The following is a 12,962-nucleotide window of genomic DNA, read 5'->3' on the forward strand; positions in this document are numbered from 1 at the left end:
CGAGAACGGTGAGACGGCGGCGGGCCCGCAGGTGCGGGCCCGCCGCCGTCTCCCGTACCGGGGCGGTGCGCCCGTGGCAGGGCGGGGCTAGCGGCGTCTTGGTGCGAGGTCCGCGACGCGGTTGCCCGGCGCCGGGGTGGGCCGCAGGTGGGTGGGGGCCGCGGGAGAGCCCGGGCCCCCTCCCTGGGCGGTGGCCCGCCGCGGGGTGGGCATGGGCACGTCGTGGCGGGCCCGCTCGGTGTGCGGCGGGGCCCCGGCCCCTCCCGTACCGGCGACGGCGACCTGGACGCCGCGGTCGGCGAGCGCCTGCAACTCGGTCTCGGCACGGTCGTCGTGCGGCGGGGGTTCGTCCGTCACCAGCCGGGTGATCACGTCGGTGGGCACCGTCTGGAACATGGTGTCGGCCCCCAGCTTGGTGTGGTCGGCGAGGACGACGACCTCGCCGGCCGCCTGCACCAGCGCCCGGTCCACGCTCGCGGAGAGCATGTTGGAGGTGGACAGGCCGCGTTCGGCGGTCAGTCCGCTCCCGGAGAGGAAGGCGCGGGAGACCCGCAGCCCGTGCAGGGACTGTTCGGCGCCGCTGCCGACGAGCGCGTAGTTGGAGCCGCGCAGCGTGCCGCCTGTCATCACCACCTCCACCCGGTTGGCGTGCGCCAGCGCCTGGGCCACCAGCAGCGAGTTGGTGACGACGGTCAGCCCGGGGACCCGTGCGAGCCGGCGGGCCAGCTCCTGGGTGGTGGTACCGGCCCCGACGACGACGGCCTCGCCTTCCGTGACCAGCCCTGCGGCGAGGTCGGCGATGGCCGTCTTCTCCGCGGTGGCCAACTGGGATTTCTGGGGGAAGCCCGACTCCCGGGTGAAGCCGCCCGGGAGCACGGCGCCGCCGTGCCGACGGTCGAGCAGCCCTTCTGCCTCCAGGGCCCGTACGTCCCGGCGTACGGTCACTTCGGAGGTCTGGACGACGCGGGCGAGCTCCCGGAGCGAAACCGCTCCGTTGGCCCGCACCATTTCAAGGATCAATTGACGACGTTCCGCAGCGAACACGAAACTGACAGTAACGCCAACGACCGTCTCGTTTCAGCGGTATGCGCCGATTAACAGAAGTTGTTCGTACGGCGGCACCGAACGTGGTATAGGGGTTCGTTTGGGACAGGTCCGGCGACCTCGGACGTACTCAGTGCAGCTCAGACAGCTTGCGGGTGTGCAACTGGCGCGCCACCTCGGCGATCGAGCCCGTCAACGACGGGTACACCGTGAAGGTGTTGGCGATCTGCTCGACGGTCAGATTGTTGTCAACGGCGATCGCGATCGGATGGATCAGCTCACTCGCCCGCGGCGCGACGACCACACCGCCGACCACGATGCCCGTCCCGGGCCGGGCGAACAGCTTCACGAAGCCGTCCCGGATGCCCTGCATCTTCGCCCGCGGGTTGCGCAGCAGCGGCAGCTTGACGACCCGCGCCTCGATGACGCCCTTGTCGATGTCGGCCTGCGAGTAGCCGACCGTGGCGATCTCCGGGTCGGTGAAGATGTTCCCGGAGACCGTCTTGAGGTCCAGCGGATTCACCGTGTCGCCCAGGAAGTGGTACATCGCGATCCGGCCCTGCATCGCCGCCACCGAGGCCAGCGCGAAGACGCCGGTGCAGTCGCCCGCCGCGTACACACCGGGCGCCGAGGTCCGCGAGACCTTGTCGGTCCAGATGTGGCCCGACTCCTTGAGCCGGACACCCGCCTCCTCCAGCCCCATGTCGGCCGTGTTGGGCACCGCGCCGACCGCGACGAGGCAGTGCGTGCCCGTGATCGTCCGGCCGTCCTGGAGGGTGACCTCCACCCGGTCGTCGTCCGTCACCTTGGCGGAGGCCGCACGGGACCGGCTCATCACATCCATACCGCGGCGGCGGAAGACGTCCTCCAGCACGGCCGCGGCGTCCGGGTCCTCACCCGGCAGCACCCGGTCCCGCGAGGAGACCAGGGTGACCTGGGAGCCCAGCGCCTGGTAGGCGCCCGCGAACTCGGCACCGGTCACGCCGGAGCCGATGACGATCAGCTCCTCCGGCTGCTCCTCCAGGTCGTAGAGCTGCGTCCAGTTCAGGATGCGCTGGCCGTCGGGGCGCGCGTCCGGTATCTCGCGCGGGTGCCCGCCCGTCGCAACCAGGACCGCGTCGGCCGTGAGCTTCTCCTGGCTGCCGTCCGCCGCCGTCACCGTCACGGCCCGGGAGCCGTCCGTGGCCTGCCCCGGCTCGATCCGGCCGCGGCCCCGCATCACCCGGCCGCCCGCCCGGGTCACCGAGGCGGTGATGTCGTGCGACTGCGCCAGGGCCAGCCGCTTGACGCGCCGGTTGACCTTGCCGAGGTCCACGCCCACGACCCGGGCCGGGTCGTCGGGGTCGTGGGTCTTGTCCTCGACGCGGATGCCCAGTTCCTCGTAGGAGGAGTCGAAGTTCGTCATCACCTCGGCGGTGGCGATGAGGGTCTTGGACGGCACGCAGTCGGTGAGCACCGAGGCGCCGCCGAGTCCGTCGCAGTCGACGACGGTCACCTCCGCGCCGAGTTGCGCGGCTACCAGGGCCGCTTCGTATCCGCCGGGGCCGCCACCGATGATCACGATCCGAGTCACGGCACCCATTGTCCCGCACCCGCCCCGCGCGGGGCACCTGGGGCTGCCCGGGCCGCCACCGGATCCCGGACCGGACCCCGCCGGGAGGGGGTCCCGTACCCTCGTGGGATGTCGCTCTACGCCGCTTACGCCGGCAACCTCGACGCCCGCCTGATGGCCCGCCGCGCCCCCCACTCCCCCCTCCGCGGCACCGGCTGGCTCACCGACTGGCGGCTGACCTTCGGTGGCGAGCACATGGGCTGGGACGGCGCACTGGCCACCCTCGCCGAGGCGCCCCGGTCGCAGGTCTTCGTCGCCCTGTACGACATCGCCCCGATGGACGAGGACTCCATGGACCGGTGGGAGGGGGTCGGCCTCGACATATACCGGCGGATGCGGGTACGGGTGCACACGCTGGACGGGGAGGAGCCCGCCTGGTGCTACGTGCTCAACGGCTACGAGGGCGGCCTCCCCTCGGCCCGCTACCTGGGCGACGTCGCCGACGCCGCGGAGTCGGCCGGAGCGCCGCACGACTACGTCATGGAGCTCCGCAAGCGCCCCTGTTAGAGCGCGCCCGCGCCGCCCGGAACCCCTCCCGGGTGCAGGAGGTCTCCGGTCGCCGTCTCAGGGCCGCACCGGCGCGTACTGCCGGACTTCGTCGAGGCCGTCCAGGGCCCGGCCGTCCACATCCTGGGGATCGGCCCCGCGCGGGCAGCCGGCTCCTCGGCGAGGGCGCGGGCCGGCCGCCGAGCCGCCCGAACCGGCGTGCGGTGTGACCCAGGCACCGTCCGGCCGCCCCGAGCAGGGGCTGCCGTAGGGAGCGCCGACGCCGACAGCCAGGCAGCAGCACTCGGTGAGGGCGGGGTCGTCGCCGTGCAGGGCGAGCCCGATCAGCGCCTCGGCCGCCGCACGGGCAGCCCCCGGTGCGGGGTCGGTGAGCGCGGCCTCCAGCACTGTCACCGCCTCACCGGGGTCCGGGAGGGGCGGGTCGTGCCAGTGGAGCGGGCGGTCCGAGATGGCGGAAGAGCAGCGGCGCTCCACGCAGCAGTCCGCGCAAGCCGTCCGCGCTCCTGTAGAGCCGTCCGCGCGTCCGCGCCCCGGCTCCCGCGGGACCACCGGCCCCGCTCCGAGGCGACCACCCGGGCACCCCGGGCAACAGGGACAGCGCAGCCGCCCGCAAAGCGGCTCCGCACCGGGCGGAGCGCTGCCGCAGACCGGGCCGTTGCCACGGAACGCACACATCGCGGCCCTCGCACACACTTCTCGTCCGTGTGTTCGTCCGGAGTTGCGCCCCGCGTCTACGCGCGTAGGCGAGAAAAGGCTACCCTCGTCGCGTGAACGCTTCAGCCACTACGCACTCCCCCGACGACCCCTACCGCGCCGCCGAGGAGGCCGCCGCCCGGCTGCGGGCCCTGACCGGCGAGGACAGCCACGACGTGGCCCTCGTCATGGGCTCGGGCTGGGTACCCGCGGCCGACGCGCTCGGGGCGCCCGACCACGAACTGGCCGTCACCGAACTGCCGGGCTTCCCGCCGCCGGCCGTCGCGGGGCACGCCGGCAAGATCCGCTCCTACGCCGTGGGCGACAAGCGTGCGCTCGTCTTCCTCGGCCGTACGCACGCGTACGAGGGCCGCGGTGTCGCGGCCGTCGCGCACGGGGTGCGCACGGCCGTGGCGGCGGGCTGCAAGACCGTCGTGCTGACCAACGGCTGCGGTGGCCTGCGCGAGGGCATGCGCCCGGGCCAGCCGGTCCTCATCAGCGACCACATCAACCTCACCGCCGCCTCCCCCATCGTCGGCGCCACCTTCGTCGACCTGACCGACCTGTACTCGCCACGGCTGCGCGCCCTGTGCCAGGAGATCGACCCGACCCTGGAGGAGGGCGTCTACGTCCAGCTCCCCGGGCCGCACTACGAGACGCCCGCCGAGATCGGTTTCGTCCGCACCATCGGCGGTGACCTGGTGGGCATGTCCACCGTCCTGGAAGCCATCGCGGCCCGCGAGGCCGGTGCCGAGGTGCTCGGCGTCTCCCTCGTCACCAACCTGGCCGCGGGGATGACGGGCGAGCCCCTCAACCACGAGGAGGTCCTCCAGGCCGGCCGCGACTCGGCCACCCGGATGGGCTCGCTGCTCGCCCAGGTCCTCCAGCGCCTCTGATCCGGCGCCCCGGATCCGGATTGCAGCCGGACCCGGCCGGGCCGCACCGGGTCGGCCGCACCGCACCCGTACCCTCCCCAGCTTCCCCGAAAGGCAGGACACAGAGCATGAGCGACGGCCGGCGGGACGACGTACCCGAGAGCGACGAGGCGCTGCTCGCGCGGGCCCGTGACTGGCTGGCCGAGGACCCGGACCCGGACACCCGCGAGGAGCTGGGCAAGCTGATCGGGGCCGGGGCCGTGGACGAGCTGCGGGACCGGTTCTCCGGCACCCTCCAGTTCGGGACGGCGGGGCTGCGCGGGGAGCTGGGCGCGGGGCCGATGCGGATGAACCGCGCGGTGGTCGTCCGCGCGGCCGCCGGCATCGCCGCCCACCTGCGGCGGCGCCGAGGCGAGGCGGATGAGCAGCCACTGGTGGTCGTCGGCTACGACGCGCGGTACAAGAGCACCGACTTCGCCCGCGACACGGCGGCCGTGATGGTCGGCGCGGGGCTGCGCGCGGCCGTGCTGCCGTCGCCGCTGCCCACGCCGGTGCTGGCCTTCGCGGTGCGGCACCTGGGCGCGGCTGCCGGGGTCATGGTGACCGCCAGCCACAACCCGCCCCGCGACAACGGGTACAAGGTCTACCTGGGCGACGGGCTGCAGATCGTGCCGCCCGCCGACGGGCAGATCGCGGACGAGATCGCCGCCGTCGGCCCGCTCACCGAGGTGCCCCGCGCGGAGTCCGGCTGGCAGGTGCTCGGCGGGGACGTGCTCGACGCCTACCTGGCGCGCACCGGCGCCGTCCTCACCGAGGGCTCGCCGCGCGGGGTGCGGGTGGTGCACACCGCGATGCACGGGGTGGGGCACGGCACGGCGCGGGCCGCCTTCGAGCGGGCGGGGTTCGCAGCGCCCGTGGCGGTGGCCGAACAGGCCGAACCCGACCCGGACTTCCCCACCGTGGCCTTCCCCAACCCGGAGGAACCGGGCGCGATGGAGTGCGCGTACGCGACCGCGCGCGCCTGGGAGGCGGAGCACGGCGAGCGCCCTGACGTGATCATCGCCAACGATCCGGACGCGGACCGCTGCGGGGTGGCCGTCCCCGACGCGGTGGCCGAGGGCGGCTGGCGGATGCTCCGCGGCGACCAGGTGGGCGCGCTGCTGGCCACTCATCTGATCCGCAAGCACGCCAAGGGCACCTTCGCGACGACGATCGTCTCCTCCTCGCTGCTGGAGCGCATCGCCGAGGCCGCCGAGCTGCCGTACACGGAGACGCTGACCGGGTTCAAGTGGCTGGCCCGCGTCGAGGGGCTGCGGTACGGCTACGAGGAGGCGCTGGGCTACTGCGTCGACCCGCAGGGAGTCCGCGACAAGGACGGCATCACAGCCGCGCTGCTGGTCGCGGAGCTGGCCGCCGAGCTCAAGCAGGCGGGGCGCACGCTGACCGACCTGCTGGACGACCTGGAGGTCGAGTACGGCGTCCACGCCACCGACCAACTGTCGGTGCGGGTGGTGGACCTGTCGCTGATCGGCACCGCGATGGAGCGGCTGCGCGCCGAGCCGCCGACGACGCTGGGCGGCCTGGAGGTCGCCCGCACGGACGACCTCACCCAGGGCACCGAGAGCCTGCCGCCCACCGACGGGCTGCGCTACCGGCTCGCCGGCGGCGACGGGGTCGGGGGCGGGCGCGTGGTGGCCCGTCCCAGCGGCACCGAGCCGAAGCTCAAGTGCTACCTGGAGGTCGTCGTCCCGGTGCGCGACGCCGCGGACCTGCCCGCCGCCAGGGAACGGGCCGCCCGCGTCCTGGCCGGCTTCAAGGCGGACCTGAAGCGGGCCACGGGCCTGTAGGGGCCGCGGCCTCCGTGCGCGGACCACGGACGGTTCCGGGGGAGGTGCGCACCGGCCGCACGAGCGGCACCGCCGGGGGCGGACGCTACGTCGTTCGGCGTCCGGACACCGGAATAGCTGCCTCCACCCGCCGGTTGGCGCCGATGGACGCCTCCGTGGCTCCGCTGCACCGGAAAGGGAGGGACCGACCATGTGGCACGGTGAGGAACTGGACCTCGACGCGTATCTGGCGCGGCTGGGACACCAGGGCGAGCGCACCCCCTCGCTGGAGACGCTGCGGGCGCTGCACCGGGCGCACGTGCTGTCGGTGCGGTGGGGCAACCTGGACAGCTACCTGCACCGGTCGGTCTCGCTCGATCTGGACGACCTCCAGGGCAAGCTGGTGCGCCGCGGCCAGGGCGGCTACTGCTACGAACACGTGGTGCTGTACGCGGCGGCGCTGGAGCGCCTCGGGTTCGACTTCACCGCCGTCTCCGGGCGGATCCGGATGGGCTCGGCGGCGATACGCCCGGCGACGCACGCCATGCTGCTCGTCACCGTGGACGGGCGCCGCCTGCTGAGCGACATCGGCTTCGGCACCAGCCCGCTGGACGTGCTCGACCTGGCCGACGGTCGCGAGGCGACCGTCGAGGGCCGCCGGTTCCTGCTGCGGCACACCGAGGTCACCCCCGGCGCCGCCGGCTGGGCCCTCCACCAGCAGGACGGCGAGGGCGCCTGGATGGCGCGGCACACCTTCACCGAGGACCCGCAGTACCCGGCGGACTACGCGCTGGGCAACCACTTCATCGCCACCAGCTCCCACTCCCCCTTCAACCGCCGCCCCTTTTTGCAGCGGGTCCGCGCCGAGCGCACCGACCAGCTCGACGGCCTCACCTGGACGACGACGCCGGCCACCGGCCTCTCCCCCGACGCCGAGCGCACCGTCGCACCGCACGAGCTGCCCGAGCTGCTGGCCGGCGTCTTCGGCGTCGACCTGCCCGCTGCTCAGGCCCGCCTCCTGGTCGAACGCGTCGAGAAGGACACCGGGGAGGCCGTGGCCGCGTAAGGGCGGGGCCGGGGTGGGACAGGCGGGCGGAAGAGCCGGTCAGCCCGGGGCGGGGCCCCTCCTCGGTGGCGCGGTGACCGCGCGGGCGTAGTCGGCCAGTGTGTGCGGGGCGGCCCAGCCCTGGCGGCGCGCCTTGGTGACGTCGAGGACGACGCTGTGCGCGAGCTGGTCCACGGCGTACCGGGTGAGCGGCGGTTCGACGCCGGGCCGCAGCAGGGACGCGCGCTCCACCAGCGCCGCTGCCGCCCGGGCGAGCGGCAGCGGCAGATGGCCCACGCGGGCGTGGACCCCGTGCGCCGCCAGCACGGTGCGGACCGCGTCGTCCCTGCGGTACGGGACCGGGTCGGCGATGTTGTAGGCGCCCGGCGGCCACCCCGCACCCTCGACCGCGGCCAGACAGGCGTCCGCCAGGTTCTCCACGGCGGTCAGGCTCAGTTGCACGTCCCGCCCCGGCAGCAGCAACAGCCCCCGCCGTACCCGGCCCAGCAGCCGCGGAACCAGATGCGGGTCCCCACGCCGTAGACCGCACGGGGCCGCAGCACCACGGCGTCGGCCGCCAGTGCCGCCGCCTCGCCCTCCGCCTTGGTCCGCCCGTACGCGTTGAGCTGCGCCCCCACCGGGTGCTCCTCCCGTATCCGGGCGCGGTCCGGGCCGGGCGCGTACACGCCGGCGCTGCTCACCCACACCAGGGGCCGGTCCTGTACGGCCTCCAGCAGCCGTGCCGTACCCGCGACGTTCACCGTCCGCATCGCAGCCTCGGCAGGCGAGCCCGGCGCCGGGTCGCCCACGGCGGCGGCGCAGTGCACCACGGCGTCCGCCCCGCCCAGATCCGGCGGCCCGCCGCGCGCCGCGTCCCAGTACACGTGCCGGCCCGGCGGACCGGGCCGCCGTCCCACAGTCACCACCTCGGCGCCCCGCTCGGCGGCGGCCCGCGCGACGTAGGAGCCGCAGAAGCCGCTCGCTCCGGTGACGGCGATCGTCCAGGTCATGGTGTCTCCCCAGGAGGACGAGCAGAGGCAGTTCCGTGGCGGCCGCACCCGGGCCCGGCGCGACGGGCGCGGTCGGTGCGGTCGGCGCGGTCGGCGCGGTCGGCGCGGATCGTGAGGGTGCGCCAGGCGGGCAGTGTCGCGCGGCGGTCGACGCGGGCCCGCACGACGGTGGGCCGGTACGGCGCCGGCGCGGCCAGCAGATCGGCGAACTGGCTGCGGGCCGGCCGCGCCCCGGGGCAGGCGTGCGGCCCCGCGCCGAAGACGAGCTGAGCCACCTGCGCCGGTGCCGGAGCGGCGGCGCGGGGCGCGTCGCGGTGGGCCCGCGCCGCGTGCCGCGCCACCAGCAGCAGCCGGTCACCGCCTCGCACCGGGCACCCCGCCAGTGCTGCCTCCCCGGCGGCAACGCGGGGCAGCAGCGGGGAGGGCGCCGTCACCCGCAGCAGCTCGCTGACGAGCGCGTCCCGCCTACGGTCGTCGGCGGCCTGCTCCCACAGCCGGGCGTCCGCGCACCAGGCGACGGCCCGCGGCAGCGCCGCCACGGTCGTCACGACGGCGGCGACCGCCACCATGCTCCGCAGTCCGGCCCCTTCCCGGTCCCGCCCCGCACTCCGGCCGGGCCCGGCCCCGCCCGGTCCCGCCCCCTCGCCGAGCGCCGAGCCACGGTAACCGCCGGGCGCCTCCGCGCCGCTCGGCACGGCGGTATGCGTCAGGAGGGACTCCAGGCGGGCGGTCGCCTCGGCCGCGGCGCGGGCGGTGGCCGGGCGGCCGGGGAGGTGGTCGCGGACGGCGGGCCCGGCGACGGTCCGGCGAAGCTGTTCGGAGTCCACGACCCGCTCCGGAAGCGCGGCGGCGACCCCGGGGATGCCGACCCTCGCGCAGCGTGCGGCCCCGTGCGCGACGGTGCTGTGTATGCCCATGTCACGGAGGCTAGGGAGCCCGTGGCGGGGCGGACATGAGTGCGCGTACTCAATCCTGTGCACGCGAGTGCCTGTGCGGACGGCGCCGGTCCGTGCGGCTCCGCAGGGTGGGCGCCGGGCCGTACGGGAGGGAGTCACAGGACGTCGAACGGCGCGGGGCAGGCGGCACCGCCGACAGGATGGTGGGTCGAACGGCGGGGGCGGGCGGCTCCGCCGACAGGGCGGTGGAAGGTCCGGCGGCAGCCGGTGCCGCAAGCGGGCGGCGCCGGGCCCGTCCACGCGGCCTGCCGGTCCCCGTCCGACCGCCGCCCGGCCGCCCCCGGACGGGCCGGGGGCGGGTCCGGGCCAGGGCCCACGGTCAGCCGGTGGCCAGCAGGATCGCCAGCAGGACGGCACCGGCGACGGCCGGGGCGATGACCTCGAAGGCCCAGCGGACAGCGACCGCGCCCTGCGCCTGCTCCTTCCCGCCGTGCTCCTCGGCGAGTCCGCGCAGCTCGTCGATCGTCTGGTCGGAGGGGGCCCGCCGCTCACTGGTGTCGGCCTCGGACACCGCGGGCAGGCCGCGCCCTCCGAAGATCCCGCCGCGACCGGCCGGGGGCAGATGCCCGGAGGCGAGGCGCTCGTTGTGCCGGGTCGCCTTCTTGCGGGCCCGCAGGGAGACGGGCACGGACCACAGCTGGTACTTGACGCCGTCCGCCACGACCTCGCTGGAGTACCCGGCGCGGATGCTCTCGACGGTCCCCCAGGGCGCCTCGACGGTGCGGAAGGGGTTGCGCACCCGCAGCCGCCGGTCCCCCGCGAAGACGGCGGGCCGCAGGGTGAAGGCCACGACGAGCGGTACGGCGAACAGCAGCCCGGCCAGCGCCAGCCAGGGGGTGCGGCCCTCGCCGCCGAAGACGGCGTCGCCCGCCAGCCACAGCCCGATGGCCAGCAGGACGATGCCGCCCGCCATGCCTGCCGCGGACCGGTACACCCGGTCGGGGAACTCCTCCCCCGCGCTGCTGCCGCCCCCGTCCTGCCCCTCCGGGCCGCCCCGCTCCTCCGGGTCGCCCTGGCCCTTGTCCTCGCTCGTCATGCGCACGATTGTGCCCGACCGTCCGCATGGCGGACATTGCGGTACGGCATCGATACACCTGACGGGCCCCTGCACGTGACCTGACCCGCCGGACCGGTCCTGCCGCCGGTGCCGTCCACCGTGGACGGCGGCCTGCCGTCGGCGTCGGCGTCGGCCACGGTGGGCGGCGGCCTGCCGTCGGTGTCGGGCACGGTGGGCGGTTCGTACCGTGCCTCGGCCCGGCTGCGGGGCGGGACCCGCCTGCACCTCCGCTGCTCCTCGCCGAGGAGACACCACCAGCGGCATCGCCCGCCGCCCGCCCCTCAGCGACGCCACGGCCTCCGCCCACACCGCGGCCCTGCCGGGCCGGAGCCCGGTCACCACGGCTGCGCCGGACGGGCGGTGCTGCACCGGCACACCGAGCTGGGCAACCTGCTGGTCAGCCCTTCCCCGCTCCACACCTGACCCCCACCGCAGCCCGTCTCCGCCCCCCAGCCGCGCCCGTCCGGCCACCCTGGGGACGCTCGTGGCGGTCGGGAACCGTCCGTACTCCGGAGAACTGCGGAACCGCGTTCCGGAGCCGCACCTTGCACAACTTCCCCAGAAGACCCGTTCCTTCGCCCGTCATGAGCCCATGACCCGTCTCCACGACGCGGACACCGCGGCCTTCTCCGACGCGCTCGCGGACGACTACCACCGCGTCCACGCCGACTGGAACGCCGGTGTGGCACGCCACCTACCCGGAGCTCGCCCGGGACCAACTGGCCGGGTACGCCGTCGAGGCGGCCCGACCGCACCACGGTGGCGGCTGCCGGAGGACACCGACTTCTTCCAGCCCCTCCTGCTGACCGGCCACCCCACCTGACCGGCCCCGCTCCTCGCCTACCCGCAACCGAGCGACGAGTACGCGCGAGGCACAGGGGACGGAGCAACGAGACCGGCAGCTCACGCCCGACACCCTCACCACCCATCGTTCCACCGGAATTCCCGAGATCTGCACGAACTGCTCTGGAGCTCACGCGCTGACCACGCACAGATCGTCACGGGGAAACAGAACGGCAAGGGGGACGGTCTCCCGGTGCCCGTACAGGCACCGGGTTGTCCGGGCGGTCGAGCCAGACCCGTTGCCCCTGCGGCGTGACCGTCAACCCGTACCGCTCGAACCGCGGTCGGCCCTTTTCACACCACCAGGACATGACTGCCTCGGCCTCGTCCCACAGCCGGCGCGGCCCGTACTGCACGACCTCGAAATCGCTCCGGTCGTGCGCGTAGTCGGCCGTCGCCCACGAGGTACCGGCCATGTCCAACAGCCAGAGCCGATAAGCACCTCGTTCACCCCACGACACCCGGCAGAACATGTCAGGCACCTGGACACCGAGCGTGAACATGTGATGCCAGTCGCCCATGTCGTCGGGAGACAAGGACGAGGTACGCCGCTCCCCGTCACCCGGCCACTGATCCGCCCCGGGGAACGCGCTCGTTGCGGGGAACGTGTCACGCTGGTCCCGCAGGCGCATGAAGGCGGACGACATCACGAACGGCCCTGAGGCCACGCCGCATTCGCCCACCCGCAGCCGTGCGACGGCCTGTCCACCGTACGGCGGCCCCCACGGTGCGACGACGAGCCCACCAGGCCGACACTGCTCGACCCAGGGGTACGGGACGCGCACGATGCCACACGTCGCGATGACCCGGTCGTACGGCGCACCGTCGCCGTATCCCTCGGCGCCGTCGCCGACGACGGACAACGGCGTGAGCCCGATCGCAGCGAACCGGCGCCGGGCCTCGTCCGCGACACCCGGATCGACCTCGATGGTCACGACGTTGTCCGGCCCCAACCGGTACGCGAGCAGCGCAGCGTTCCAGCCCGTACCCGTGCCGACCTCCAGCACCCGGTTCCGGCACTCCACACCGAGGGCGCCGAGCATGGAGAAGACCATCCTCGGCATGGAGCTGGATGAGGTGGGCGCCCGCCCCTTGTCGGCGCCGGCATGTGCGCCGTCGTCCCACTGCGTGGTGAGGGGAACATCGCTGTAGACGGTGCGCCACCACCGCGCCGGGTCGACGTTCCGGTCGATCACCTCACCCTGCCGGTTGCCGCCCGCCGTCCCCGGCCACAGCGTGTCGGGCACGAAGGCGTCTCGCGGCACCGCCTGGTAGGCGGGCAGCCAGTCCGGTGTCAGCGCGCCTTTCCTCCTCAACACGGAGGCCAGCCCTGCCGGGCCGACCCCCTTCGTGCCCTGCCCGTCCAACCCGATCACTCACCGTCCGCCGGTCCCTGCCCGTCCGAGGTGTTCCCACCCTCGTCGGAGCCGCCGCCACCATGTTTGTTGCCCGAGTCGCTGTCATCCTGCGGGTTGCCACCGTCGGCCCTCGTAA

At 74.5% G+C, this 12,962-nt stretch carries 13 protein-coding genes; 5 read left to right on the forward strand and 8 right to left on the reverse strand.

Annotated elements, in window-relative coordinates; all coding sequences use genetic code 11:
• Positions 1 to 87: 87 nt before the first annotated feature.
• Together H297_RS0103525 and H297_RS0103530 are read right to left on the reverse strand one after the other, a co-directional pair.
• Positions 88 to 1,008: a DeoR family transcriptional regulator gene (locus tag H297_RS0103525; RefSeq protein WP_027735923.1), complete on the reverse strand. Its 921-nt coding sequence runs from the start codon at positions 1,006 to 1,008 to the stop codon at positions 88 to 90.
• Positions 1,009 to 1,174: 166 nt separating this feature from the next.
• Complete coding sequence (locus H297_RS0103530) at positions 1,175 to 2,626, reverse strand: NAD(P)H-quinone dehydrogenase (RefSeq protein WP_027735924.1); 1,452 nt, start codon at positions 2,624 to 2,626, stop codon at positions 1,175 to 1,177.
• A gap of 99 nt (positions 2,627 to 2,725) precedes the next feature.
• Between H297_RS0103530 and H297_RS0103535 the strand changes: the two genes are divergently transcribed.
• Positions 2,726 to 3,163, forward strand: a complete 438-nt coding sequence (locus H297_RS0103535; protein ID WP_027735925.1) for a gamma-glutamylcyclotransferase family protein — start codon at positions 2,726 to 2,728, stop codon at positions 3,161 to 3,163.
• Positions 3,164 to 3,220: 57 nt separating this feature from the next.
• Here the strand turns inward: H297_RS0103535 and H297_RS34260 are convergent, their stop codons facing one another.
• Entirely contained in the window at positions 3,221 to 3,556 is a 336-nt protein-coding gene (locus H297_RS34260; protein ID WP_158693633.1) for a hypothetical protein, read from the reverse strand.
• Between the two features lie 374 nt (positions 3,557 to 3,930).
• On the opposite strand from H297_RS34260, the gene H297_RS0103545 reads away from it, so the two are divergent.
• The 3 genes from H297_RS0103545 (at position 3,931) to H297_RS0103555 (ending at position 7,623) form a co-directional block, all read left to right on the forward strand.
• The gene (locus tag H297_RS0103545; RefSeq protein ID WP_027735926.1) at positions 3,931 to 4,752 is read left to right on the forward strand and encodes a purine-nucleoside phosphorylase; all 822 of its coding nucleotides are present in this window, start codon (positions 3,931 to 3,933) and stop codon (positions 4,750 to 4,752) included.
• A 107-nt stretch (positions 4,753 to 4,859) separates the two neighbouring features.
• Positions 4,860 to 6,578 carry a phospho-sugar mutase gene (locus tag H297_RS0103550; RefSeq protein ID WP_051351448.1) on the forward strand — a complete coding sequence of 573 codons (1,719 nt, stop codon included), beginning with the start codon at positions 4,860 to 4,862 and terminating at the stop codon, positions 6,576 to 6,578.
• 190 nt (positions 6,579 to 6,768) lie between these two features.
• Positions 6,769 to 7,623, forward strand: coding sequence for an arylamine N-acetyltransferase (locus tag H297_RS0103555; protein WP_027735928.1), 855 nt, complete (start codon positions 6,769 to 6,771; stop codon positions 7,621 to 7,623).
• 39 nt (positions 7,624 to 7,662) lie between these two features.
• Here H297_RS0103555 and H297_RS43970 read toward each other — a convergent pair whose 3' ends face one another.
• From H297_RS43970 to H297_RS0103570, 4 genes are all read right to left on the reverse strand, one after another.
• The gene (locus H297_RS43970) at positions 7,663 to 8,064 is read right to left on the reverse strand and encodes a hypothetical protein (RefSeq protein ID WP_486589383.1); all 402 of its coding nucleotides are present in this window, start codon (positions 8,062 to 8,064) and stop codon (positions 7,663 to 7,665) included.
• Positions 8,055 to 8,612: an NAD-dependent epimerase/dehydratase family protein gene (locus H297_RS43975; protein ID WP_486589384.1), complete on the reverse strand. Its 558-nt coding sequence runs from the start codon at positions 8,610 to 8,612 to the stop codon at positions 8,055 to 8,057. Before H297_RS43975 ends, H297_RS43970 begins: the two co-directional genes overlap by 10 nt.
• Complete coding sequence (locus tag H297_RS34270; protein WP_051351449.1) at positions 8,609 to 9,529, reverse strand: hypothetical protein; 921 nt, start codon at positions 9,527 to 9,529, stop codon at positions 8,609 to 8,611. Before H297_RS34270 ends, H297_RS43975 begins: the two co-directional genes overlap by 4 nt.
• Positions 9,530 to 9,887: 358 nt before the next feature.
• The gene (locus H297_RS0103570) at positions 9,888 to 10,604 is read right to left on the reverse strand and encodes a PH domain-containing protein (RefSeq protein WP_027735929.1); all 717 of its coding nucleotides are present in this window, start codon (positions 10,602 to 10,604) and stop codon (positions 9,888 to 9,890) included.
• Positions 10,605 to 11,217: 613 nt separating this feature from the next.
• On the opposite strand from H297_RS0103570, the gene H297_RS0103580 reads away from it, so the two are divergent.
• Positions 11,218 to 11,448, forward strand: a complete 231-nt coding sequence (locus tag H297_RS0103580; RefSeq protein WP_027735931.1) for a hypothetical protein — start codon at positions 11,218 to 11,220, stop codon at positions 11,446 to 11,448.
• A 175-nt stretch (positions 11,449 to 11,623) separates the two neighbouring features.
• Here the strand turns inward: H297_RS0103580 and H297_RS0103585 are convergent, their stop codons facing one another.
• Positions 11,624 to 12,844 carry a methyltransferase domain-containing protein gene (locus tag H297_RS0103585; RefSeq protein WP_486589385.1) on the reverse strand — a complete coding sequence of 407 codons (1,221 nt, stop codon included), beginning with the start codon at positions 12,842 to 12,844 and terminating at the stop codon, positions 11,624 to 11,626.
• Positions 12,845 to 12,962 lie beyond the last annotated feature (118 nt).

The sequence above is a fragment of the Streptomyces sp. CNT360 genome (assembly GCF_000424785.1).